Genomic DNA, 25439 nt, shown 5'->3' with positions numbered 1-25439 from the left:
ATTTTTCTTACTTCTTCATTTTCACTTCATACAAATCATTTCTGCGGTCTTTCAGGTTGCGAACGCTGCCATAGGTATGCAGTTCGTTCAATAAATCCAAATCCACATCAGACACAAGAATCATCTCCGTGTTCGGAGTGGCTTCGGCACGCTTTCCGTCGGTGGGGAAAGCAAAGTCGCAAGGAGTAAACACACCCGATTGGGCATATTGTATATCCATATTGTGTACACGGGGAAGATTACCCACACTACCCGCTATAACCACGAAACACTCATTCTCAATGGCACGGGCATGAGCGCACACCTTAACACGCGAATAGGCATTCTGCGTATCGGTAAGGAATGGAACAAATAATATTTGCATTCCTTGGTCCGCCATGATGCGTGAAAGTTCCGGAAACTCCACATCATAACATATCAGCACGCCTATTTTTGCACAGTCCGTGTCGAATGTTTGCAGAGATTTACCGCCGCTCAATCCCCAGCTTTTAATCTCATCGGGAGTGACGTGTATCTTCTCGTACATTTCGTATGTTCCGTCGCGACGGCAAAGGAATCCCACATTGTACAAGCGTCCGTCCTCTTCCTTAATGAGCGGCATACTGCCTGTAATGATATTGATGTTGTAACTGATGGCCAGCTTTACAAATCGTTCCCTGATTTCATCGGTATAAGCGGCAAGTCCGCGAATAGCTTCCGACTCTCCCTCATCATTGAATTTCGCCATTAACGGTGCATTGAAATACTCCGGAAAAAGTACAAAGTCGCTCTTATAGTCAGAAACGGCATCCACAAAGAATTCCACTTGTTCAAATAAATCATCCAATGTCTTATAAGTACGCATCTGCCATTGTACCAGACCGACACGCACTGTAGTTTTCGGACTTACATACTCCTGCGTAGGCGGTTGGTAATAAATGTTATCCCATTGCAAGAGACAGGCGTAATGCTTGGATTCTTCATCATTAGGGAGATAGTTGCGCATCACTTTACGTACATGGAAGTCGTTGCTCAGTTGAAAAGTAAGTACCGGGTCATAAATTTCTTTCTGTCTTACTTTGTCGATATATTCTTTAGGACGTATCTGGTCGGCATACTTGTGGTAATTAGGAATACGTCCGCCAAACATGATGGCTTTCAGGTTCAGCGTTTCGCAGATTTCCTTGCGGTATTCGTACATACGGCGTGCCAGACGCAATCCGCGATATTGAGGATGGATAAAGACTTCGATACCATAGAGAATATTACCTTTAGGGTTATGAGTATTAAAAGTTTCCTTACCCGTAACCTGAGCATAGGTATGGTCATTCTTTACATCATCATAATTTACGATAATGGAGAGTGCACATCCCACTATCTTTTCATCCACTACCGTTACAATCTGTCCTTCAGGAAAGATACGAATCAGTTTTTCTATCTGTTTGTGTGTCCAGAATACATCACTTCCATCTGAATAAACACGTGTGAATGATTGTGCCAATTGATCGTAATCTTCTATTTGCAGATTACGTATTTGCACCTTATTGATTTTCATTTCGTCCATAATCTTTGTGTTCTACCTGAATTTAAACGATGCAAAGTTACGGTTTTACTGATACATTAAGCTTTGTAAAGTGTGATTTTTTTAAGAATAAAGGCTGCGCAGTTTAAAACAAACATTGCGCAGCCTTTATCTTTATTTAGAACGAAACTTTGATAAACTTACTTTCTGTTTTTCCAAAGTTTAGTCATATCTTCCAGAGTCTTGCCTTTCGTTTCGGGAACAAGCTTCCATACGAAAATGGCAGCTACCACACAGATAATGCCATAAAGAGCATATGCAAACATATGGCCGAACTTGTCTCCCATTTCTCCGAGACGCATATTGTACATCGGCAGGAAAGTAGACGAAACTATGAAGTTGAAAATCCATTGGAATGCCACTGCAATAGCCACTGCAGCACCACGAATGGTATTCGGGAAGATTTCAGCAATCAGTACCCAGCAGATGGGACCCCAGCTAAACATGAACGAAGCGCTATAAACCATAATGCTGATAACGGAAACTATTGCAGGAAGTCCTGTTACAATGTTGCAAAGCGCCACACCGAAAGCTCCTACAGCCATACCGATAGAACCGGAAATAAGCAACGGTTTACGCCCCCACTTCTCAACTGTAAATACAGCCAACAGGGTAAACAGAATGTTGACAACGCCCATAAGCACGGTCTGTACCATTGGATTAGCCATACCCATTGTCTCGAATATACGCGGAGCGAAATAAAGGACGGCATTGATACCGACAGCTTGCTGGAATACGCTCAGCATGATACCGATGAAGATAACCATCCAACCGTAAGTGAAAAGTCTTTCTGTTTTTTCTTCGGTAGTAGCTTTAATCTCGGCTAAGATAACTTTGGCTTGTGACGAACCGTTGATACGGCTCAGTACGTTCAATGCTTTTTCGTCTTTACCGCACATAGCAAGATAGCGTGGCGTTTCAGGAACTAATAATACCAATAAAGCAAACAACCCTGCTGGAACAGCCTCACTGACAAACATCAAACGCCAGCCTGTTTCCGTAGTCCATGCAGCAGCTTCCGGATTCATTATCTGATTGACCCCGTTAACCAAGTCTATTACAGGATTTGCATGACTGCCCAAAATCAGGAAATTCACAAAATAAACGACTAACTGACCGAAGATAATAGCGAATTGGTTCCATGAAACCAATGTTCCGCGAATGTTACTTGGAGCAATTTCTGCAATGTACATCGGACAGATAGCAGATGCCAATCCTACACCCACGCCACCTAAAACCCGGTAGAAGTTGAATGCAACTAAAAGAGAATAAGAAGGAACACCATGCTCAAAAAACAGGAATTCCGGGTAGTATGAGCCCAATGCTGATAAAAAGAACAGAATACCAGCTAAAAAGAGAGAATTTTTGCGACCTAATCTGGAAGCAAAAAAACCGGAGACGGCACTACCTATGATACAACCTATCAATGCGCTGGATGATGTAATGCCGTGTATTGCATCTGTGTATTCAAAATCGGCTCCCATGAAGAAAGCTTGAAGTCCTTTCTCGGCTCCGGAAATAACCGCTGTATCATAACCGAAAAGCAGACCGCCTATGACAGCCACAAGTACAATAGAGAAGAGGTAGATCTTGCTACCTTTTTCTGTATAATTCATGATATAATTAGATTAGGAATTAATAACAAATTACGAACTACAAATTATGGGCTACCGGCAGCGGTGATGCAAAATGTTGCAGAACCGCTATTCCGATAGTTGATAATTTGTAATTCGTAATTAATTAAAATCAGCAATACATATTTACGATTGCCTCGTACAATTCTTGTTTACCGCTGGTTTGTTTAGGTTCGCCATTAGCTTTTGCGTAAGCTACGACATCTTCCAAAGTCAGCTTGCCTTCTTCAAATTCTTTACCCTTACCGCTGTCAAAGGAAGCGTAACGGTCAGCAAGCATTTTCTTGTAAGGAGATTCTTCAAGCAGTTTGGCTGCGCTTTCCAAAGCACGTGCCATTGCATCCATGCCGGCAATGTGAGCGATGAAGATATCTTCAAGGTCTGTAGAGTTACGGCGAGTCTTGGCATCGAAGTTAGTACCGCCGTTGCCCAAACCGTCGTTGCGGATAATCTGCATCATGGCTTGTGTCAATTCGTAGTTGTCGATAGGGAATTGGTCTGTATCCCAACCGTTCTGGTAGTCACCACGGTTAGCATCGATAGAGCCCAACATACCGTTATCCACAGCAACTGCAAGTTCATGCTCGAATGTATGACCTGCCAATGTAGCATGATTTACTTCGATATTTACCTTGAAGTCCTTATCCAGGTTGTGAGCTTTCAGGAAGCCGATTACAGTTTCAGTATCTACATCATATTGATGTTTGGAAGGTTCCATCGGTTTCGGTTCAATCAAGAATGTACCTTTGAAGCCACGTGCACGAGCATAGTCGCGTGCCAAAGTCAACATTTGTGCAAGATGTTCTTTTTCACGTTTTTGGTCAGTGTTCAGCAGAGACATATAGCCTTCGCGTCCGCCCCAGAATACATAATTTGAACCACCCAGCTCGATTGTTGCGTCGATAGCGTTCTTGATTTGAACGGCAGCGCGAGCTACAACGTCAAAGTCAGGATTGGTAGCAGCACCGTTCATATAACGTGCGTGACCGAATACATTGGCAGTACCCCACAACAGTTTGATACCGGTTTCAGCTTGTTTTTGTTTAGCATAAGCAACGATAGCTTTCAGATTTGCTTCGTATTCTTCGATAGTAGCGGCTTCTTCGCAAAGGTCTACATCGTGGAAGCAGTAATACTCGATACCCATTTTCTGCATGAATTCGAAACCTGCATCCATTTTATTCTTGGCAGCCTGTACTTTGTCAGCATCACCATTCCAAGGGAAGTGCTTTGTACCGCCACCAAACTGGTCGCCACCTTCTGCGCAGAGAGTGTGCCACCATGCCATAGCAAACTTCAACCAGTCTTTCATTTTTTTACCCATGATAACTTTCTCTGCATCGTAGTAGCGGAATGCCATCGGGTTCATACTCTCTTTACCTTCGAATTTAATTTTTCCTATTCCGGGAAAATACTCTTTTGTTGCCATAATTCTAATTGTTTTAAAGGGTTAATATTACTATTTGATTATTTGTTATTTCATGTTTATATCCAGACAATGTTTCCAACGTGCGTATGCGTCGGCATATGCTTGGCGGTCAGCTTGTTTCGGTTCTATGATTTCCAGTTTTTCAAGTGTGGCGAAGGCTTCATTATTATCTTTGTAGATACCTGCACCTATACCTGCACCTTTGGCTGCACCTACCGAACCGTCAGTGTCGTAAAGTTCGATTACGGCTCCTGTCACACCTGCCAGCGTTTCGCGGAACAGCGGGCTGAGGAACATATTGGCTTTACCTGCGTGGATTTTTTGTACCGGAATACCCATTTGCTCCATAATGTCGATGCCATATTTAAAGGAAAATACAATACCTTCCTGTGCGGCACGAATAATGTGCTGTTTGCCATGTTGGTTGAAGTTCACGCCCTGGATGGAGCAACCTATTTCTTTATTCTCCAACATACGCTCCGCACCGTTGCCGAAGGGCAGAATGCTGATACCGGCACTTCCGATAGGAGCCTGAGCGGCAAGCACATTCATATCGCTGTAAGAAATGCCTTCGGGGGCAACGGTACGTTTTACCCATGAGTTAAGGATACCTGTACCATTGATGCACAAGAGCACTCCCAAACGGGTTTGTTCTGTTGTATGGTTAACGTGTGCAAAAGTGTTGACACGTGATTTCGGATCATAATTCACTTCACCGTTCACACCGTAAACCACTCCCGATGTACCTGCAGTAGATGCTATTTCACCCGGGTTGAATACATTCAGCGACAGTGCATTATTGGGTTGGTCGCCGGCGCGATATGTAATAGGCGTACCCTCTTTCAAGCCTAATTTTTGGGCAGCGGCGGCATTAACACGTCCCTGTTCGGAGAAAGTCGGTTTAATGTCAGCTATCAATGAATGGTCGAAACCATAATATTTCATCAAGAAGTCCGCCACCTGATTATTCTTGAAATCCCAGAACATACCTTCTGACAAGCCTGATACGGTAGTGCAGATTGTGCCGCTCAACTTCATGGCAATGTAATCGCCCGGCAACATAATCTTGTATATTTTCTCGTAGACAGACGGTTCATTTTCCTTAATCCAAGCAAGTTTGGACGCTGTGAAATTACCCGGAGAATTCAGCAAATGAGAAAGACACATTTCTTCTCCTAATGTTTCAAAAGCCTTTTGTCCGTAGGGTACGGCTCTGGAATCACACCAGATGATTGCCGGACGCAGTACATTTTGTTCTTTGTCCACACACACCAATCCATGCATTTGGTAAGATATACCAATAGCTTTGATGTCTGCTGCATCTACACGGGATTCAGTCAATACGGCTTGTGTCGCCAGTTTTAAGTTTTCCCACCAGTTTTCCGGATTTTGTTCTGCCCAACCCGGTTTTACGGCAATAATTTCTGCTTCTGTTTTCGGGAAAAATGCAGAAGATACACATTTGCCGCTTTCTGCGTTTACCAAACTCGCTTTTACGGACGAGCTACCGATGTCATAACCTAATAAATACATATTGAATTAAAAATTAAAGGTATTACTATTCCTATTCACCTGCCACTTTATCACCCTATCGCTGTTTCATCGCCTCACCTTATTATATATCTTTTTATCAAAGCGATAATACCGTGCTGCGCGATGGGCAACACCCTGTTGCTTTTCTTCCAAAGGAACCACATACTCCATAAGGGCTATCTTTTTGTGGAAATTGCGTACATCAATCTGTTTGCCGTACAGCAGTTCATATAAAGTCCGGAGTTGAGACGCGGTAAACTTACGCGGTAACAAATCAAACAACGACGATGGATTAAACTCTATATATTGGCGAATATAAGTTATTGCCTCTTTTATGATAAGGTTGTGGTCAAATGCCAACGCTTTAATATCCGGTAAAGCTACCCAGCTCGCCATATAGTCATCCAAGTTACGATTCAGAGTACGGTCTATCTTTACCAATGAAAGGTATGCAATGGTCACAATACGTTCCACTTTGGACTGCATGGCACGTTCCAGCCAATGTACGTCTTTGGGATCTTTTGTGCGGTTTTTGGAACCGAAAGCCTTGAATTGCATCAAATTTACATTTTTGAGTCCGGTCAATTCATTCAACACCCGTTGGGCGGCTTCATCCAAATCTTCATCCATATAAATCAAGCTGCCGGGAAGTTTCATATCGTGAAAGATTTCGCCTTCCTCCTCTCCTGCCCGTTTTACCAGCAGGACCTTCAGTTGTTCTCCGTCAAAACCGATCACTACACAATCTACGGAAATATGATTGTTTGCCAAAGGCATATTATGTTCCATGTTTTGCATAATATTTATGTTTAACGGCTGCAAATATAATGAGGTTTTTCTAATTCGCAATAGAGAAAAAGAATATTTTTACTATGTTATAAAGCATTATTTTACAGATGAATACATATCATACATTTTACAATATCATTTTATATTGTTATCATATAAGATACAATATGTAGATTTAGGTTATCATCGCCGGGTGTAATTGTAATATGTACAATAACCGTAAAGTGCTTAATTTATAAGGATTTTACTATATCTCAATCTGCCTTTCGGGAACACTACATATTGTATTGCAGGCTGTATGTAAAAAAAGTTCATTGCACAAAAAACGCCCATTTGTGCGGTGGTTATCAGAAAAACCTATACCTTTGCACCACTTTTTTAATTAAACACTAAAAATAAGTAAATATGAAAGCATTTGTATTTCCGGGTCAAGGTGCCCAGTTCGTAGGAATGGGAAAAGACTTGTACGAAAACTCGGCTTTAGCCAAGGAACTTTTTGAGAAAGCAAATGATATCCTCGGGTATCGTATTACAGATATTATGTTCAACGGTACGGACGAAGATTTGCGTCAAACCAAAGTAACACAACCTGCCGTATTTCTTCATTCCGTTATCTCCGCACTCTGCATGGGTGATGATTTCAAACCTGAAATGACTGCCGGTCACTCTCTCGGCGAGTTCTCCGCATTGGTTGCCGCCGGTGCATTGAGCTTTGAAGACGGTTTGAAATTGGTATATGCCCGTGCCATGGCTATGCAGAAGGCCTGCGAGGCACAGCCTTCCACTATGGCTGCCATCATTGCTTTGCCGGATGAAAAAGTTGAGGAAATCTGTGCACAGGTAAGCGCGGAAGGCGAAGTTTGTGTAGCTGCCAATTATAACTGCCCGGGACAGATTGTAATCTCCGGTTCTATAGAAGGCATCAACAAGGCTTGTGAGTTGATGAAAGCCGCCGGTGCAAAGCGCGCTTTGCCTTTGAAGGTAGGCGGTGCATTCCACTCTCCGCTGATGAATCCCGCTAAAGTCGAGTTGGAGGCAGCTATCAACGCTACTGAAATCCACACTCCGAAGTGTCCTGTCTATCAGAATGTAGATGCTCTGCCCCACACAGACCCGGCTGAAATCAAGAAGAACCTTGTTGCCCAGCTGACAGCTTCCGTACGCTGGACCCAAACCGTGAAGAACATGATTGCCGATGGCGCTACAGACTTTACCGAATGTGGTCCGGGCGCAGTTCTGCAAGGGCTTATCAAGAAGATTGATGCCGGTGCAACAGCCCATGGCATAGCATAATCCATAGAAGTTTTTTTCGGTTGAACCTGATTTAGTATATGACAAGCTTGTCTTTGTCTTATACTGAATCAGGTTCAATCATTATATATAATGTATTCGCCTTCCGATGTATTTTCTTTCCCTCTGCTTTAAGAAAAAAATCCCTCCTTTTGTTTTTTATATCTTATTTTCCTTTACCTTTGCCGCTGTAAAGACAAAGGGGTGCCCCGACGGGCTGAGATTATACCCTCGAACCTGATGCAGTTAGTACTGCCGTAGGAATTGGATATTTTTTCTTCACAGAACTTACCTTAACGGTACTTCTTTGTATTTACTTCCATTGTTTTACTTAACAGAAACAAAACATGAAAGTATTAATCAACAACAAAGAAGTGGAAACCGATGCCGCTACCCTTTCGCAATTGACAAACGACCTTTCCTTGCCGGCGCAAGGTATTGCCGTTGCCGTAAACAACCGCATGATTCCACGTGTGGAGTGGACGGATTATGTCCTGTCCGAAGGTATATCCATTGTTATAATAAAAGCTGCCTGCGGTGGATGAGACTATGAAATCAGTTCAGTTCATTACACACTACACCGAGAAGTATTCCTACCTCGATTCCGCCCGCATGGCTTTGGAGGGTGGCTGCCGGTGGATACAGCTGCGCATGAAAGATGCCGGGAAAGAAGACATACTGCCCGTAGCGGCGGAAATAAGGAAGCTATGCAATGATTGCGGCGCTATCTTCATCATTGACGACCACGTGGAACTGGTCAAGGAAATCGGTGCAGACGGCGTACACCTCGGCAAGAACGATATGCCCGTTGCCGAAGCACGGCGCATACTTGGCAGCGAATATATCATAGGCGGCACAGCCAACACATACGAAGACGTAAAGAAGCATTGGCTCGACGGAGTAAACTACATCGGTTGCGGACCGTTCAGATACACTGCAACCAAACAGAAGCTCAGCCCCATACTGGGTTTGGAAGGATATAAAGAGATTATCCGCCGGATGCGGGCGGAGAATATCAGCCTTCCTGTCGTCGCTATCGGCGGAATTACTTTCGCTGACATTCCGTCTGTCATGCAGACAGGAGTTACGGGCATTGCCCTTTCGGGTACTGTGCTGCGGGCGGAGCATCCGGCAGAAGAGATGCGAAGGATTCTTGCGGAAATCAATCAAACAGACGGAAATCAATCAAACAAACCAATATTGAAATAAGTAAGTGCTGAAATTTAATTTATATCAGGAACATCTGTCATTCAGAGCGCAGCGAAGAATCTATTCTCTGTGTATACATCAAGAGAATAGATTCTTCGCTGCGCTCTGAATGACAGATAGTATAGGTTAATTAAGCAAATTCACTTAACAAATAAAATGATATGGAGAAATTAATTATTGCGGGACGTAAATTCAGCTCCCGCCTGTTTTTGGGAACGGGAAAATTCAATTCCAATGAAATCATGGAGCAATCCATTCTGGCATCCGGCACGGAGATGGTAACGGTGGCCATGAAGCGTATAGAGCTGGAGAACAAGGAAGATGATATGCTGAAACATATCCGTCATCCACACATCCAGCTTCTACCCAACACTTCCGGCGTGCGCAATGCCGAGGAAGCCGTATTTGCCGCACAAATGGCGCGCGAAGCATTCGGAACCAACTGGCTGAAACTGGAAATTCACCCCGACCCGCGTTATCTTCTTCCCGACTCCATCGAGACCCTGAAAGCTACGGAAGAGTTGGTAAAACTGGGCTTCATAGTCCTTCCTTATTGTCAGGCAGACCCTACGCTTTGCAAACGTCTGGAAGAAGCCGGAGCCGCCACCGTCATGCCGCTGGGTGCGCCCATCGGTACAAACAAAGGGTTGCAGACACGCGATTTCCTGCGGATTATCATCGAACAAGCCACCATCCCCGTAGTGGTGGATGCGGGCATCGGTGCTCCCAGCCATGCCGCCGAAGCAATGGAGATGGGCGCTTCCGCTTGTCTGGTCAATACGGCCATTGCCGTAGCGGGCAATCCCGTGGCGATGGCAGAAGCCTTCAGACAAGCTGTAGAAGCCGGACGTATGGCTTACGAAGCCGGCTTGGGATTGCAGGCGGACAACTTTGTTGCCGAAGCCAGTTCACCATTGACTTCTTTTCTGAACGAATAAGAGCCGATTATTTGACAAATAAGCCTTTTTGGTTACTTTTTATGAACAGGAGTAAAAAACGCCTTCCCGACTGTTGCTGGCGGAGAAGGACAGAATTAGTAAAACATTCCCGAAGATTTAGTAAATCTCTCCCGAAGTTTTAGTAAATCTTCTCCGGAGTTTTAGTAAAAAGGAAAAAGGCATTTCGAGACGTCACAAAACAAGAAAAGAAAAATACATACTCAAATCGTATATGACATGAAACCAAGAATAAAATTTCCCCGTTCAGAGAAAGTGTACCTGCCGGGAACCATATATCCGGAACTCCGTGTGGCTATGCGCAAAGTAGAGCAAGTGCCCAGTACAACTTTTGCAGGAGAAGAAAAAGTCATTACTCCCAATCCGGACGTTTACATTTACGACACCAGCGGTCCGTTCAGCGACCCCAACATAGAGATTGACCTTAAGAAAGGATTGCCCCGCCTGCGCGAGCCGTGGATTTTGCGGCGCGACGATGTGGAGCAATTGCCGGAGATTACTTCGGAATACGGTCGTATGCGCCGTGACGACAAGTCGCTCGACCATCTGCGCTTCGAGCATATCTCACTGCCCTACCGCGCCAAACAAGGAAAATGCTGCACGCAGATGTATTACGCCAAGCAAGGCATCATCACTCCCGAAATGGAATATGTGGCAATTCGCGAAAACATGAATTGCGCCGAATTGGGAATAGAAACGCATATCACTCCCGAATTTGTCCGTCGGGAAATAGCGGAAGGGCGTGCTTTGCTGCCCGCCAACATCAACCATCCCGAAGCCGAACCGATGATTATCGGCCGCAACTTCCTTGTAAAAATCAATACGAACATCGGTAACTCCGCCACCACTTCAAGCATCGACGAAGAAGTGGAGAAAGCCCTGTGGAGCTGCAAATGGGGCGGTGACACTTTAATGGACCTGTCTACCGGAGAAAACATCCACGAGACGCGCGAATGGATTATCCGCAACTGCCCGGTTCCCGTAGGCACAGTGCCCATCTATCAGGCGTTGGAGAAGGTGAACGGCAAAGTGGAGGAACTTACTTGGGAACTTTATCGGGACACTTTGATTGAACAATGCGAGCAAGGCGTGGATTACTTCACCATACACGCAGGCATCCGCCGCCACAACGTGCACTTGGCGGATAAACGTTTGTGCGGCATCGTGAGCCGCGGCGGAAGCATCATGAGCAAATGGTGCCTGGTGCACGACCGCGAGAGTTTCCTGTACGAACATTTCGACGACATCTGCGACATATTGGCGCAATACGATGTAGCTGTTTCCTTGGGCGACGGCCTGCGTCCCGGTTCTACGTACGACGCCAATGACGAAGCGCAATTTGCCGAACTCGATACCATGGGCGAACTTGTACTCCGTGCCTGGGCCAAGAATGTGCAGGCTTTCATCGAAGGTCCCGGACACGTGCCTATGCACAAGATTAAGGAGAATATGGAACGCCAGATAGAGAAGTGCCACAATGCGCCGTTCTACACGCTCGGCCCGTTGGTTACGGATATTGCTCCGGGGTACGACCACATCACTTCTGCCATCGGTGCGGCGCAAATCGGTTGGCTGGGTACGGCAATGTTGTGCTACGTTACACCGAAAGAGCACCTTGCACTGCCCGACAAAGAAGATGTACGCGTGGGTGTCATTACTTATAAGATAGCCGCCCATGCCGCCGACCTTGCCAAAGGGCATCCCGGTGCGCAAGTACGCGACAATGCCTTGAGCAAGGCACGCTACGAGTTCCGCTGGAAAGACCAGTTCGACCTCTCGCTCGATCCGGAACGCACACAGACCTATTTCCGGGCAGGACACCACGTCGACGGAGAATACTGCACCATGTGCGGACCGAACTTCTGCGCAATGCGGTTGTCGAGAGAATTAAAGAAAAAAGAGTGATTCTTAAAATAGGATTATATGTTTTCAGACGAATTAGAAAAAATATCATGGGAAGAGACGACCGGCCGCATCAACTCCAAAACAGATGCGGACGTACGTCGTGCCCTTTCCAAAGAACATTGTGATGTAGAGGACTTTATGGCGCTCATCTCACCGGCAGCCGTCCCCTATTTGGAGACAATGGCACGTTTAAGCAAGAAATATACGGAAGAGCGTTTCGGAAAAACGATTTCCATGTTTGTGCCGTTGTATATTACGAACTCCTGCACCAACTCGTGCGTGTACTGCGGTTTCCACATCAGCAATCCCATGCCCCGCACCATCTTGACGGAAGAGGAAATAGTGAACGAATACAAGGCTATCAAAAAGCTCGCTCCTTTTGAGAACCTGTTGCTGGTTACGGGCGAAAATCCGGCTAAGGCGGGCGTTCCGTACATAGCCCGCGCACTCGACTTGGCAAAGCCTTATTTCAGTAACCTGAAGATTGAGGTAATGCCCCTGAAAGCCGAAGAGTATGCCGAGCTGAAAGAGCATGGCATGAACGGTGTCATTTGCTTTCAGGAAACCTACCATAAGGCAAACTACAACATCTATCACCCGCGCGGCATGAAGTCCAAGTTTGAATGGCGTGTCAACGGCTTTGACCGTATGGGACAGGCGGGCGTGCATTCCATCGGCATGGGAGTGCTTATCGGCTTGGAGAAAGAGTGGAGAACCGATATCTGCATGATGGCATACCACCTGCGCTATCTCCAGAAGCACTACTGGAAAACAAAGTATAGCGTCAACTTCCCGCGTATGCGCCCCTCGGAAAACGGCGGCTTCCAACCCAACGTAATTATGAGCGACCGCGAACTGGCGCAAGTTACATTTGCCATGCGGATATTCGACCATGATGTGGATATATCCTATTCTACCCGCGAACCGGCTTTCATACGCGACCACATGGCAACTCTGGGAGTTACCACCATGAGCGCGGAAAGCAAGACTGAACCGGGTGGATATTACAGCTATCCGCAGACTTTGGAGCAATTCCACGTTAGCGATGAACGCAAGGCCGTAGAAGTAGACAAAGCCTTGAAGAATTTGGGACGCGAGCCCGTATGGAAAGACTGGGATGCCAGTTTCGACCTGAAACGGGTATAGTCTCTCTTCATATATCTTATATATCTCTCATCATGACCCGATACAGCAGACAAATCTCCCTTCCCGAAATAGGAGAAGACGGACAGGAAAAACTGCATAAGGCAAGAGTTCTGATAGTAGGCGTAGGCGGACTGGGTTCCCCTATCGCCCTCTATCTTGCAGGTGCAGGAGTTGGTACAATAGGCTTGGTGGATGCTGACACAGTCAGTATCAGCAACCTGCAACGCCAGATATTGTATGCAGAGAACGAAGTGGGACAGCCTAAGGTACATTGCGCCGCCCGAAAGCTACAGGCTTTGAACAGTGACGTAAAGGTGCACACCTATCCTTTCCGCCTCAATCAGGAGAATGTCCGCCGCCTGATTACCGAATATGACATCATTGTGGACGGATGCGATAACTTCTCTACCCGCTATCTGATTAGTGATAGTTGCAGCGCACTGAACAAGCCTTATGTATACGGCGCTATTCAGGGATTTGAAGGCCAAGTCTCCGTATTCTGTTACGGCGAGCAACCCAAGACATACAGGGATTTGTTTCCCGACGAAACCGCGACACTGCAAATGCCCGCTCCCGACAACTCGGTCGTAGGTGTTACCCCCGCCATTGTGGGCAGCGTGGAAGCAAGTGAAACGCTGAAGCTCATCTGCGGCTACGGCGAGGTCTTGGCAGGGAAATTATGGACTGTGGATTTAAGAACCATGCAATCGTTCGTTCTTCTACTGTAAAAACGAACGATTTGCCCTTCATTTAGTAAATGTGCATAAAAACAACACCCTGAAAAGTATGAAACTGATAACGATTACCCTACCTGTATTCTTTGAAGAAGAAGCCGAAGCAATCACTTCCCTGTTCGATGCAGGGCTTGAGATTCTGCATCTTCGGAAACCCGGCGCTTCGTATGAAGATATGGAAAATTTATTGAACAGGCTCCCGACGGAATATCTGGAACGTATCGTCACTCACGAGCATTTCCAACTGGCGTCTTACCGAAATCTGAAAGGCATTCATCTGAATGGACGCAACCCGATAGCACCGGCAGGCTTTACCGGACACATCAGTCGTTCCTGTCATTCATTGGAAGAAGTCTCAAAACACAAAACAACCTGCGATTACGTATTCCTCAGCCCCATATACGACAGTATTTCCAAAGAGGGATATTCCTCTGCCTATACTTCCGACACCTTGCAAAAGGCGCGGCAAGCGGGCATTATAGATGCTAAAGTAATGGCATTGGGCGGCGTCACGGCAGAACGCTTTTCTGAAATCAGTTCATCAGGTTTCGGCGGTGCGGTTCTTTTGGGAGATATATGGAATCGGACAGGAGCGGATTTTATCAATCATTTCAAAGAGTTAACTCGTTCTGCATCTCTGTTTTAATCATTAATCATTTTATCATCGTGTCAACTATTCCAGTCATTCTCACCATTGCCGGTTCCGATTGCTCCGGCGGTGCAGGCATACAGGCAGATATCAAGACTATTTCTGCGTTGAAAGGCTATGCAGCCTCTGTCATTACCGCCGTTACGGCACAAAACACAGTGGGAGTTCAAGCCGTTTACTCTATCCCGTCAGATATTGTCCGTGCACAGATAACCTCCGTAATGGAAGATTTGCAGCCGGCAGCTGTCAAGATAGGAATGGTTCACAATGACGCTATTGTGCATACCATTGCGGAGTGTTTGCAGAGGTTTCAACCCCGTTTTGTGGTTTACGACCCCGTAATGGTATCTACCAGCGGACGAAAGCTAATGACAGAAGACACCATTCGCATCATCCAAGAAGAACTGTTTCCTCTCTGTTCCCTGATAACTCCCAATTTGAGTGAAGCGTCTTTACTCCTTTCGCACCCGGTCGCTGATATAGAGGACATGAAGCAAGCGGCTTGCGAATTGGCAAACCGCTATCATTGTGCCGTATTGGTGAAAGGCGGGCACTTGTCCGGCAGTGAAATGTGCGATGTGCTGTACAACAACGGTGGCTTCAGCCTGTTCGAGCAACAAAAGATAGAGAGCTGTAATCTTCATGGTACGGGCTGCACGCTTTCTTCCGCCATAGCTGCCTTTGTTGCCTGTGGCAAGGAACTCAAAGAAGCTGTCCGCCAAGCTAAAGCCTACATAAACAAAGCAATACTTTACGGTAAAGACCTGCATATAGGGCATGGAAACGGACCTTTATGCCATTTCTTTCCCGAGGAAAAATAAGCTTTCTTTTTTACCATTATTTAATTTTATCTATTACTTTTGCAAGAGCAATCACAATAAACAGGTATATATATATATGGAAAAAGCAAAAGTATATTTTTCGGATTTACGCACTTCTCCCACCTCTAATCTTTTAGACAAAATGGAACGTCTGCTTAAACGTGCAGGCATCGGACAGCTTCCTTTAAAAGACAGCTTTACCGCTATCAAGATACATTTTGGCGAACCGGGCAATTTGGCATATATCCGCCCTAATTATGCCGCACGCATGGCAAATCTGCTCCGCAGTTTCGGAGCCAAACCTTTCCTGACAGATTGCAATACGCTGTACTCCGGACGTCGCTCCAATGCGGTAGACCATCTGCAGAGTGCCATGGAGAACGGTTTTAATCCTATATCCGCCCAATGTCAGGTTATTATAGCCGACGGGCTGAAAGGCACGGATTACAGGGAGATACCAATAGGGGGAGAGTACTGCCCCACCCCTAAGATTGGTACTGCCATTGCCGATGCGGATATCATCATCAGCATGAATCATTTTAAAGGGCATGAGCAAGCCGGATTTGGCGGCGCTCTGAAGAATCTTGGAATGGGATGTGCCAGTGTAGGCGGCAAACTGGAATTGCACGCATCATCACAGCCCAAAGTGGATGCCGAAAATTGCATCGGATGCAATATATGCGTAAAGCATTGCGCCCATGACGCCATACATCTGAATGCCGAACGTAAAGCGGAAATTGACTATGCAAAATGTGTGGGATGCGGACAATGCGTGGCTCTGTGCCAGCATGATGCCGCCGTAGTAAGCGACTGGGACACGTCCGAACGCCTGAATTACAAGATTGCGGAATATTCCGTCGCCGTGCTGAAAGACAAGCCGCACTTCCATATCAGCTTCATCATGAACGTATCACCTGAATGTGACTGCTGGAATCATAATGACGCTGCCATCATTCCCGACCTCGGCATCTTGGCATCGGCAGACCCCGTAGCGTTGGATAAGGCTTGCGCGGATTTAGTGATTCAGGCTCCCGTACTGCACAGCGATAATGTGCTTGCCAAGAAGCATGAACATGAAGACCTGTGCGGCTGCGACAAATTCCATATGATACATCCTGACACGGACTGGCTTGCCGGACTGCGGCATGCGGAAAAGATGGGCTTGGGAACGATGGATTACGAGTTGATAAAAATATAAACCGCATTACTCTGTATGGCAAAAACAATGGAAGAAGTACTGGAGCGTTTCCGTACGATTGAGTTCCACGATGATTTCGATATGATTGTAGCCATTGCCAACGGCGGAATCGTTCCGGCAGGCATCATCAACCAGCGTTTGCAAAAAGAAGTGCATCTGCTGCGCATCAACTTGAGGGACGAATACCAGCACCCTAAGTACGATGCTCCGCAACTGCTGGCTCCCGTTGATTTTGATTTCAAGGGAAAAAGTATCTTGCTGGTGGACGACCGCATAAAAACGGGGTCTACCATAAAGTTGGCGCGTGAACTGCTGAAAGAGGCACGCAGCATCAAAACCTTTGCTGTAAACGGCACGGCCGACTATGCGTTGTTTGATGAAACGTGCTTTAAATTTCCGTGGATACTATAATAAATGAACATTTTTCTGCTATTTTCCTTTCTTACTACGATAAAATAACTAATTTCGTACCGAACAAAAATAGTAGATTTCAACAACATGGAAGTAGTAACGAACAACTGGTTCTCTAATAAATACTCTATCGGTTATGCCTTGAGCGGCGGTTTCATTAAAGGTTTTGCCCATTTAGGAGCCATGCAGGCATTATTGGAGCATGATATTAAGCCCAACATAATTTCCGGTGTCAGTGCAGGTGCGCTGGCCGGCGTCTTTTATGCAGACGGCAACGAACCCCATCAAGTCCTGGATTATTTTGCCGGGCATAAATTTCAGGATTTGACAAAACTGGTTATTCCCAAAGTGGGTTTGTTTGAACTCAGTGAATTCAAAGACTTCCTGAAAAGTAACCTGAAAGCGAAAAAACTGGAAGATTTACAGCTGCCGTTGATTATCACCGCTACGGATTTGGACCACGGACGCCTTGCGCATTTTCATAAAGGGGATATCGCCGAACGTGTGGCCGCATCTTGCTGTATGCCTGTATTGTTTGCACCCGTAAAGATAGACGAGACGTATTACGTGGACGGCGGATTGCTGATGAACTTGCCTGTAACTACTATCCGGCGGGTATGTGAAAAGGTTGTGGCAATCAATGTGAGTCCTTTAATGGCGCCTAAGTACAAAATGAATATCGTAAGTGTAGCCTTGCGTTCGTACAACTTCATGTTCCGTTCCAATTCGTTCCCCGAACGAGAGAAAGCCGACTTGCTGATAGAACCTTATAATCTGGACGGCTACAGCAACAGGGAGTTGGAAAAAGCGGAAGAAATATTTATGCAAGGGTATAATGCCACCAACGACATACTGGAACGCCTGCAAATAGAAAAAGGCACTATCTGGAAAGAATAACAATAACCATTCTCTAAATAAAAAGAAATGAGCGACGAAAATAAACTGATTATCTATCAAGTGTTTACCCGACTATTCGGTAATAATAATAACCACTGTATCAATAACGGCAGTATTGCCGAAAACGGATGTGGCAAGATGGCGGACTTCACCGCCAAAGCATTAGGGGAAATCAAGAAACTGGGCGCTACCCATATCTGGTATACCGGCATCATTGAACACGCAACGCAAACGGATTACCGTCGCTATAATATCCAGCCCGATCATCCGGCTATCGTAAAGGGCAAGGCCGGTTCGCCATACGCGATAAAGGACTATTATGATGTAGATCCGGACTTGGCAAAGGATGTTCCCGAACGGATGAAAGAGTTTGAGAATCTGGTACAACGCACACATCGTAGCGGACTGAAAGTTATTATCGATTTTGTACCCAATCATGTGGCACGCCAATATCATTCGGATATGCAGCCGGACGGTACTTCTCAGTTGGGGGCAAACGATGATACAAGCTATGCGTTCAGTCCCTATAACAATTTTTACTATATTCCGCAGTCGGAACTGCATGGGCAATTTGACATGAAAGGCGCTGCCGCCGAACCTTATAGGGAGTTTCCCGCCAAGGCTACCGGCAACAACCGCTTTGACGCATATCCTAACATTAACGACTGGTACGAAACAGTCAAACTGAATTATGGCGTGGATTACCAGAATGGCGGTACTTGCCATTTCAATCCCGTTCCCGATACATGGATCAAGATGCTGGACATTCTGATGTTCTGGGCGGATAAGAATATCGACGGTTTCCGTTGCGATATGGCGGAAATGGTTCCCGTTGAGTTTTGGGAATGGGCTATTCCGCAAGTAAAGGTCAAGTACCCTGCCCTGCTCTTTATTGCCGAGGTATATAATCCGAAGGAATACGGCAACTATCTGTTTCGCGGAAAATTTGATTACCTCTATGATAAAGTGGGATTGTATGACGCGCTTCGTGCGATAGTTTGCGGCAATGAATCCGCTACCGCCATTACACGGGCATGGCAAAGTCTGGGTGGAATAGAAAAGCGGATGCTGAATTTTCTGGAAAACCATGACGAACAACGTATCGCTTCCGATTTCTTTGCAAGTAATCCGCGTAAAGCTATTCCCGCCCTTATCGTATCGGCTTGTATGAATGTAAATCCCATGATGATTTATTTCGGACAGGAATTCGGCGAATTGGGTATGGACAGCGAAGGATTCAGTGGCAGAGACGGACGTACCACCATCTTTGATTATTGGAGTGTAGATACTATTCGCCGCTGGCGCAATGGCGGAAAATTTGACGGAAAGATGCTGACGGACAACCAAAAACATTTGTATGGCATCTACCAACGCATATTGACCTTATGCAACGAAGAAAAGGCAATTTCACAAGGAGACTTCTTCGACTTGATGTATGCCAATGTAAACGGCTGGCGCTTCAACGAGCATAAGCAATATACTTTTCTGCGTAAATTCGGACGGGATTTGTTGCTGTTTGTCGTAAACTTCGACCATATATCGGCAGACCTTGCAATCAATATTCCTTCCCATGCTTTCGATTTTCTGCAAATACCGCAGATGGATCAGTACCAAGCCGTAGACTTATTGACCGGTAAGGAAGAAAAAATAAGTTTATTGCCCTATAAAGCAACGGAAGTATCCGTAGAAGGATGCAACGGTAAGATTCTTAAAATTAAACTATAAGCCGAAAAAACAATGCAGGGTGAACCAATCACTCTGCATTATCTTTGCCTTCCATCTTATCCTTTAATCGATATAAATGAGTGATAGCCGGATTATAGAACTCATCCGGATAATGAGCGGCTATGTCATTCAGATTGGCCTGTACATACCTTTTTACATCAAAAATATTTTCGGCTTCGCTCAATATTACCTGTTCAGGGAATGACGCTGTTTTAGCCCACTCTATCAAGGCATTGACGCTTTCTTCATCGTATTTATACTCTTTCATATTTCACATATTTTCTTGCAAAGATATAACAATTGCTAAAGTAATCCTCACCCTTATGAACAAAATCTGAAAGTGCAATGTTATATAGATGTGTTTTTCATAGTATTAGATATAAGATTAATTAAAGGAGACGTACCCGCTTGTGATAAGTAAGTACATCAAAAAACAGAAGCGTCTGTTTGATTGATAAATGTGTAAGGAGCATCGGTTTACCAGAGCCGATGCTTTTTTTTATGCCTGTTTGTAGTATGTTAGAAATATTATCCGTAAATTTGGCAGAAATAAGGATTTATATGATATGAACGTCCCTGTTATATTTCAATTTCTGAAAGAACTATCCGCCAACAATAATCGTGAATGGTTCAACGCTCACCGGGATGAGTATGAAAATGCCCGGAACGAGTTTGAGAACTTGCTGACAGTTATTATCTCCCGTATCTCATTATTTGATGAAAGTATTCGCGGCATTGAAGCCAAAGACTGTACGTATCGTATCTATCGGGATACACGCTTTACGGAAGATAAAACACCTTATAAAAATCATTTTGGCGGCTACATCAATGCCAAGGGAAAGAAATCCGACCATTGCGGCTATTATGTCCATTTGCAACCGGGAAACTGCCTTTTGGCAGGTGGCAGCTACTGCCCGCCCTCTCCCCTGCTGAAGGCTTTAAGACAAGCTGTTTATGATAATATGGATGAATTCCGTGGAATTGTCGAAGATGCAGCTTTCAAACAATACTTCCCCGTCATCGGAGAGAATTTCCTAAAAACAGCTCCGAAAGGTTTCCCTAAAGATTATCCGTACTTGAAATATCTGCAATGTAAGGAATATACCGTTGCCTGCTATCAGCCGGACAGTTTTTTCCTTGCTCCGGACTTTCTGGACCGTACTGATGACATTTTCAAACAGATGAAACGCTTTTCGGACTTTGTAAATTATACAATAGACGACTTTGAATAATTACCTATTTATAACTAACTTAAAACATTTGAATTATGGTAGTAGACAGACTTGAAAACATAGAGAAATATGCTTCGCTGAATCCTTTATTCGCACAAGCCATTGAGTTTTTGAAATCACACGACTTGAACGCTTTGGAAGTGGGAAAGACAGAACTTAAAGGTAAGGACTTGCTTGTAAACGTGGCGCAAACCAAACCGAAAGCAAAGGAAGATGCAAAGCTGGAAACCCACAGAGATTTTATCGACATCCAAATTCCTCTATCAGGTACTGAACTAATGGGCTATACTGCCGCTAAAGACTGTGTTCCGGCAGACGCTCCCTATAATGCGGAAAAAGATATTACTTTCTTTGCCGGTCTGGCGGAAAGCTACATTGAAGTGAAACCGGGTATGTTTGCCATTTTCTTCCCGCAAGACGGACACGCTCCGGGCATCACTCCGGACGGCGTGAAAAAAGTAATTGTAAAAGTTAAAGCATAATATCATATACCCAAAATTAATCCTCTATGGAAACATTGAATTTGATTAAGAATGACCCTTGGCTGGAACCTTTTGCAGATGCCATAAACGGACGCCATAAACATGCTGCTGAAAAAGAGGCGGAGCTGACCAACAAGGGAAAACAAACATTATCGGATTTTGCATCCGGCTATCTTTATTTTGGTCTGCATCGCACCGCTGATGGCTGGATTTTCCGCGAATGGGCTCCCAACGCCACTCAGATTTTCCTGATAGGTACATTCAACGGTTGGAAAGAAGAAAAAAAATACAGTCTGAAACGCAAAGCAAACGGTAACTGGGAAATAAAATTGCCGGCTGATGCCATGCAACACGGTGATTTATATAAATTAATGGTGCATTGGGACGGCGGTTGCGGCGAACGTATTCCGGCATGGGCCAACAGGGTTGTTCAAGATGAGCAAACCAAGATATTCAGCGCCCAAGTATGGAATCCGGAGAAACCGTACAAGATGAAGAAAAAAGCTTTTAAAGCTGCCACTGACCCGTTGCTGATTTATGAATGCCACATCGGCATGGCGCAACAGGAAGAAAAAGTGGGTAGTTATAAGGAATTCCAAGAAAAGATTCTCCCCCGCATTGCCAAAGACGGATATAACTGTATTCAGATTATGGCAATTCAGGAGCATCCTTATTATGGAAGTTTCGGCTATCATGTATCCAGTTTCTTTGCGGCTTCTTCACGTTTCGGTACTCCGGACGAACTGAAAGAATTAATTGATACGGCCCACAGTATGGGCATTGCCGTTATCATGGATATTGTCCATTCTCATGCAGTGAAGAACGAGGTTGAAGGTTTGGGTAACTTTGCCGGTGATCCGAATCAATATTTCTATCCGGGCGCTCGCCGTGAACACCCGGCGTGGGATTCACTCTGCTTTGATTACGGAAAAAATGAAGTTATTCATTTCTTGCTGTCTAACTGCAAATATTGGATGGAAGAATATCGTTTTGACGGTTTCCGCTTTGACGGTGTAACCTCTATGTTATATTACAGTCATGGTTTGGGTGAGGCGTTCTGTAATTACGGAGATTACTTCAACGGTCATCAGGATGATAATGCCATTTGTTATCTGACACTTGCCAACCGATTGATTCATCAAGTTAATCCCAAGGCAATCACCATCGCAGAAGAAGTATCGGGGATGCCGGGCTTGGCTGCAAAATTTGAGGACGGAGGCTATGGATTTGATTATCGTATGGCGATGAATGTTCCCGATTATTGGATTAAGACTATCAAGGAAAAGATAGATGAAGACTGGAAACCGTCCAGTATGTTTTGGGAAGTAACCAATCGCCGTCAAGATGAAAAAACAATATCTTATGCGGAGAGTCATGACCAGGCATTGGTAGGTGACAAAACCATTGTTTTCCGTCTGATAGACGCTGATATGTACTGGCATATGCAGAAAGGCGATGAAAACTATACGGTACATCGTGGCATTGCTTTACACAAAATGATACGTTTGCTGACTGCAACGACTATTAATGGCGGTTATCTTAATTTCATGGGTAATGAATTCGGGCATCCTGAATGGATAGACTTTCCTCGTGAGGGTAATGGCTGGTCATGTAAGTATGCCCGTCGTCAATGGGATTTGGTAGACAACAAAAATTTGGCATACCATTATCTGGGCGATTTTGATTGCGCCATGTTGGGAGTTATCAAAAGCGTAAAGAATTTCCAAGCTACACCGGTGCAAGAAATATGGCATAATGACGGAGACCAGATTTTAGCATATATGCGCAAGGATTTGATATTTGTATTTAACTTCAATCCTAAACAGTCTTTCACTGATTACGGATTCTTGGTTCCTGCAGGTTCTTATGAAGTTATATTAAACACGGACAATCCTGACTATGGCGGTAATGGTCTTGCTGATGATACAGTGAAACATTTTACACTTTCAGATCCTCTGTATAAGAAGGAGAAAAAGGAGTGGTTGAAGCTCTATATTCCGGCACGTACCGCAGTGGTATTGAGAAAAACTAAATAAATATAGAAATAATCATAAAAAGAGAGGCAGGTACCGGAAGATCCCTGCCTCTCTTTTTACAATCGTTTTTTTATGGCTTACTGCAACTGAGAATTGATGAAAGTCAACATGGTATTTGCATTGTCTTTCATTTTCTTTTGAGCCGGTTTATCGGCAGATAACAGTGGGAGCAATTTGTCCAAGCATTCCTTGGCTTGCTTAAATTCTTCTTTTGCCTTATCAGCATCTGTCTTTAACAGAGCCGCACCTTGACTATAACTCAATGTTCCCAAGCTATTGAGCGCATTTATATTGTTAGGCTGAATAGTAAGCGCTTGTTTGAAGGCCTCTTCCGCATCACTGTTCTTTTTGGCTTTCTGTGCCATAATACCCTGATTTACATAGAAAGTGGCATACAGTTTAGTCAAAGTTTTATTACCGGGAACAGCTTCCAGGCCTTCTTTCAGGGTAGCGACATATTCATCGTTCTTCTTCAAGTCCTTCAATGCACCTGCTTTACCTATATAAGCATTGGCTAAGTTATACTTCTTCTGTACAGCTATATCAAAATATTTTAAGGCATCAGCCGGTTTCTTAATTTTGTCAGCGCAAACGCCACAATTAAATGCAATTACAGAATCTTGGTTGTTTGTTTGTGTAAGATAAGTGCTGAATTTTGTGAATGCTACTTGATAATTCTTAGCCTCAAGTGCGGCTTTACCTTCGTTGACTAATTGTGCAGGATCGGCATTCTGCGCAAAGAAATTAGTAGCTGCACAACAAAGTGCAAGAGATAAGATTAATTTTTTCATATGCTTTTATGATTTTAAATATTGATATTCCAAAGTTAGCTGCCTATGGCGTAGGAGCAAAACCTTTTTACCTTTTTTGGGTTTTTTACGAGAGTAATAACAAGTGTTATTTTACGTAAACAAACGGCATACGTTCTTTGCTCAAGTATACTCTTGCACTTCTGTTGTTGCAAAATAGAGCTTATTTCCGGCTGACAATTGTACCTGTAGCCTGATTAGTAGGCATTACTAACACCTCTGCCACCTGAATATGTTCGGGTACGGCAGCTGCAAAATACACAACTTCAGCAATGTCATCGCCTGTAAGCGGGCGGATGCCTTTGTACACATTATCGGCAGCGGATTTGTCACCACGAAAACGTACCACAGAGAAATTAGTCTCCACCAAACCGGGTTTAATGTTAGTCACTCGTATGGGGGTATCCACAAGGTCGATGCGCAAACCGTCAGATAACGCTTTTACGGCAGCTTTGCTGGCACAGTATACGCTGCCGCCCGGATAGGCATAATCGCCTGCGATGGAACCCATATTGATGATATGGCCGCATCCTCGCTCCACCATTCCGGGAACAATAAGACGTGTCATGGCAAGCAAGGATTTTATATTGGTATCGAGAACAATGTCCCACTCATCCAGATTACCTTCATGCTCCTTGTCCACACCGATTACCAGTCCGGCATTGTTGATGAGAATATCTATCGCCTTCCATGCTTCGGGAAGCGAGTCAAGAGCGGCTTTCGCAGCTTGGCGGTCACGTACGTCGAAAGGTAACAGGCAAATATCCGCATGGTATTCCGCTTCCAGTTTATGCTTTACAGCAATCAGCTTTTCTACATTCCGTCCGTTGAGAATCAGGCGGTAACCATTCATAGCAAATTTGCGTGCACAGCCCTCTCCTATACCTGAAGAAGCGCCGGTGATAAGTACGATTTTCTTTTCCATTTCTTATAAGGAATTTAATATTACGGACGGCAAAGTTATGACTTATTTGCAAGCATTGGCAAATAAGT

At 44.8% G+C, this 25439-nt stretch carries 24 protein-coding genes and 1 riboswitch; of the genes, 16 read left to right on the top strand and 8 right to left on the bottom strand.

The window, feature by feature from the left end; genetic code table 11:
• Positions 1 to 7 precede the first annotated feature (7 nt).
• From DW121_RS10560 to DW121_RS10540, 5 genes are all read right to left on the bottom strand, one after another.
• Entirely contained in the window at positions 8 to 1543 is a 1536-nt protein-coding gene (locus DW121_RS10560) for a carbon-nitrogen hydrolase family protein (protein ID WP_117710230.1), read from the bottom strand.
• 158 nt (positions 1544 to 1701) lie between these two features.
• Positions 1702 to 3177: a D-xylose transporter XylE gene (gene xylE / locus DW121_RS10555; protein ID WP_117710231.1), complete on the bottom strand. Its 1476-nt coding sequence runs from the start codon at positions 3175 to 3177 to the stop codon at positions 1702 to 1704.
• A 130-nt stretch (positions 3178 to 3307) separates the two neighbouring features.
• Positions 3308 to 4624 carry a xylose isomerase gene (gene xylA, locus DW121_RS10550; RefSeq protein WP_117710232.1) on the bottom strand — a complete coding sequence of 439 codons (1317 nt, stop codon included), beginning with the start codon at positions 4622 to 4624 and terminating at the stop codon, positions 3308 to 3310.
• A gap of 45 nt (positions 4625 to 4669) precedes the next feature.
• Positions 4670 to 6157 carry a xylulokinase gene (locus DW121_RS10545; protein WP_118323730.1) on the bottom strand — a complete coding sequence of 496 codons (1488 nt, stop codon included), beginning with the start codon at positions 6155 to 6157 and terminating at the stop codon, positions 4670 to 4672.
• 66 nt (positions 6158 to 6223) lie between these two features.
• Complete coding sequence (locus DW121_RS10540; protein WP_117710234.1) at positions 6224 to 6955, bottom strand: NUDIX hydrolase; 732 nt, start codon at positions 6953 to 6955, stop codon at positions 6224 to 6226.
• A gap of 396 nt (positions 6956 to 7351) precedes the next feature.
• Here DW121_RS10540 and fabD point away from each other — a divergent pair, with 396 nt between their 5' ends.
• The 13 genes from fabD (at position 7352) to DW121_RS10475 (ending at position 19887) form a co-directional block, all read left to right on the top strand.
• Positions 7352 to 8239 carry an ACP S-malonyltransferase gene (gene fabD, locus DW121_RS10535; protein WP_117710235.1) on the top strand — a complete coding sequence of 296 codons (888 nt, stop codon included), beginning with the start codon at positions 7352 to 7354 and terminating at the stop codon, positions 8237 to 8239.
• A 187-nt stretch (positions 8240 to 8426) separates the two neighbouring features.
• Positions 8427 to 8517: riboswitch (TPP riboswitch) on the top strand.
• A 66-nt stretch (positions 8518 to 8583) separates the two neighbouring features.
• Entirely contained in the window at positions 8584 to 8781 is a 198-nt protein-coding gene (gene thiS / locus DW121_RS10530; protein WP_118323729.1) for a sulfur carrier protein ThiS, read from the top strand.
• Between the two features lie 4 nt (positions 8782 to 8785).
• Positions 8786 to 9445: a thiamine phosphate synthase gene (locus DW121_RS10525; RefSeq protein WP_118323728.1), complete on the top strand. Its 660-nt coding sequence runs from the start codon at positions 8786 to 8788 to the stop codon at positions 9443 to 9445.
• Between the two features lie 161 nt (positions 9446 to 9606).
• Positions 9607 to 10383 carry a thiazole synthase gene (locus tag DW121_RS10520; RefSeq protein ID WP_118323727.1) on the top strand — a complete coding sequence of 259 codons (777 nt, stop codon included), beginning with the start codon at positions 9607 to 9609 and terminating at the stop codon, positions 10381 to 10383.
• Between the two features lie 237 nt (positions 10384 to 10620).
• Complete coding sequence (gene thiC / locus DW121_RS10515) at positions 10621 to 12306, top strand: phosphomethylpyrimidine synthase ThiC (protein ID WP_118323726.1); 1686 nt, start codon at positions 10621 to 10623, stop codon at positions 12304 to 12306.
• An 18-nt stretch (positions 12307 to 12324) separates the two neighbouring features.
• Complete coding sequence (gene thiH, locus DW121_RS10510) at positions 12325 to 13452, top strand: 2-iminoacetate synthase ThiH (protein WP_118323725.1); 1128 nt, start codon at positions 12325 to 12327, stop codon at positions 13450 to 13452.
• A 32-nt stretch (positions 13453 to 13484) separates the two neighbouring features.
• Positions 13485 to 14180: a HesA/MoeB/ThiF family protein gene (locus DW121_RS10505; protein ID WP_118323724.1), complete on the top strand. Its 696-nt coding sequence runs from the start codon at positions 13485 to 13487 to the stop codon at positions 14178 to 14180.
• Positions 14181 to 14238: 58 nt separating this feature from the next.
• The gene (locus DW121_RS10500; protein WP_118323839.1) at positions 14239 to 14832 is read left to right on the top strand and encodes a thiamine phosphate synthase; all 594 of its coding nucleotides are present in this window, start codon (positions 14239 to 14241) and stop codon (positions 14830 to 14832) included.
• 20 nt (positions 14833 to 14852) lie between these two features.
• A complete protein-coding gene (gene thiD / locus DW121_RS10495) occupies positions 14853 to 15656 on the top strand; it encodes a bifunctional hydroxymethylpyrimidine kinase/phosphomethylpyrimidine kinase (protein ID WP_187120027.1) in 804 nt (267 codons plus the stop codon).
• A gap of 76 nt (positions 15657 to 15732) precedes the next feature.
• Positions 15733 to 16854 carry a DUF362 domain-containing protein gene (locus DW121_RS10490; protein WP_118323723.1) on the top strand — a complete coding sequence of 374 codons (1122 nt, stop codon included), beginning with the start codon at positions 15733 to 15735 and terminating at the stop codon, positions 16852 to 16854.
• Between the two features lie 15 nt (positions 16855 to 16869).
• A complete protein-coding gene (locus DW121_RS10485) occupies positions 16870 to 17265 on the top strand; it encodes a phosphoribosyltransferase (protein ID WP_117710243.1) in 396 nt (131 codons plus the stop codon).
• Positions 17266 to 17352: 87 nt separating this feature from the next.
• The gene (locus tag DW121_RS10480) at positions 17353 to 18162 is read left to right on the top strand and encodes a patatin-like phospholipase family protein (RefSeq protein WP_117710244.1); all 810 of its coding nucleotides are present in this window, start codon (positions 17353 to 17355) and stop codon (positions 18160 to 18162) included.
• 27 nt (positions 18163 to 18189) lie between these two features.
• Complete coding sequence (locus DW121_RS10475; protein WP_118323722.1) at positions 18190 to 19887, top strand: alpha-amylase family protein; 1698 nt, start codon at positions 18190 to 18192, stop codon at positions 19885 to 19887.
• A gap of 28 nt (positions 19888 to 19915) precedes the next feature.
• Here DW121_RS10475 and DW121_RS10470 read toward each other — a convergent pair whose 3' ends face one another.
• Positions 19916 to 20155, bottom strand: coding sequence for a DUF6965 family protein (locus tag DW121_RS10470; protein WP_118323721.1), 240 nt, complete (start codon positions 20153 to 20155; stop codon positions 19916 to 19918).
• Positions 20156 to 20453: 298 nt separating this feature from the next.
• Between DW121_RS10470 and DW121_RS10465 the strand changes: the two genes are divergently transcribed.
• The 3 genes from DW121_RS10465 to DW121_RS10455 are packed head-to-tail and all read left to right on the top strand — an operon-like array spanning position 20454 to position 23637.
• Complete coding sequence (locus DW121_RS10465) at positions 20454 to 21119, top strand: DUF2461 domain-containing protein (protein WP_118323720.1); 666 nt, start codon at positions 20454 to 20456, stop codon at positions 21117 to 21119.
• A gap of 35 nt (positions 21120 to 21154) precedes the next feature.
• Complete coding sequence (locus DW121_RS10460; protein ID WP_009120996.1) at positions 21155 to 21601, top strand: YhcH/YjgK/YiaL family protein; 447 nt, start codon at positions 21155 to 21157, stop codon at positions 21599 to 21601.
• A gap of 26 nt (positions 21602 to 21627) precedes the next feature.
• On the top strand, positions 21628 to 23637 hold the full coding sequence (locus DW121_RS10455) for an alpha amylase C-terminal domain-containing protein (protein ID WP_117710248.1): 2010 nt from the start codon (positions 21628 to 21630) through the stop codon (positions 23635 to 23637).
• A gap of 77 nt (positions 23638 to 23714) precedes the next feature.
• Here the strand turns inward: DW121_RS10455 and DW121_RS10450 are convergent, their stop codons facing one another.
• Both DW121_RS10450 and DW121_RS10445 read right to left on the bottom strand, forming a co-directional pair.
• Positions 23715 to 24428 (bottom strand): hypothetical protein, encoded by a 714-nt coding sequence (locus DW121_RS10450; RefSeq protein ID WP_118323719.1) that lies wholly within the window; start codon positions 24426 to 24428, stop codon positions 23715 to 23717.
• A gap of 181 nt (positions 24429 to 24609) precedes the next feature.
• Entirely contained in the window at positions 24610 to 25371 is a 762-nt protein-coding gene (locus DW121_RS10445; RefSeq protein ID WP_117710250.1) for an SDR family oxidoreductase, read from the bottom strand.
• Positions 25372 to 25439: the final 68 nt, after the last annotated feature.

Source organism: Bacteroides sp. AM10-21B (genome assembly GCF_003472565.1).
GTDB classification, from domain to species: domain Bacteria; phylum Bacteroidota; class Bacteroidia; order Bacteroidales; family Bacteroidaceae; genus Bacteroides; species Bacteroides propionicigenes.
The sequence above is the reverse complement of the archived record's forward strand: the minus strand, read 5'-3'. Positions and strand labels throughout refer to the sequence as shown.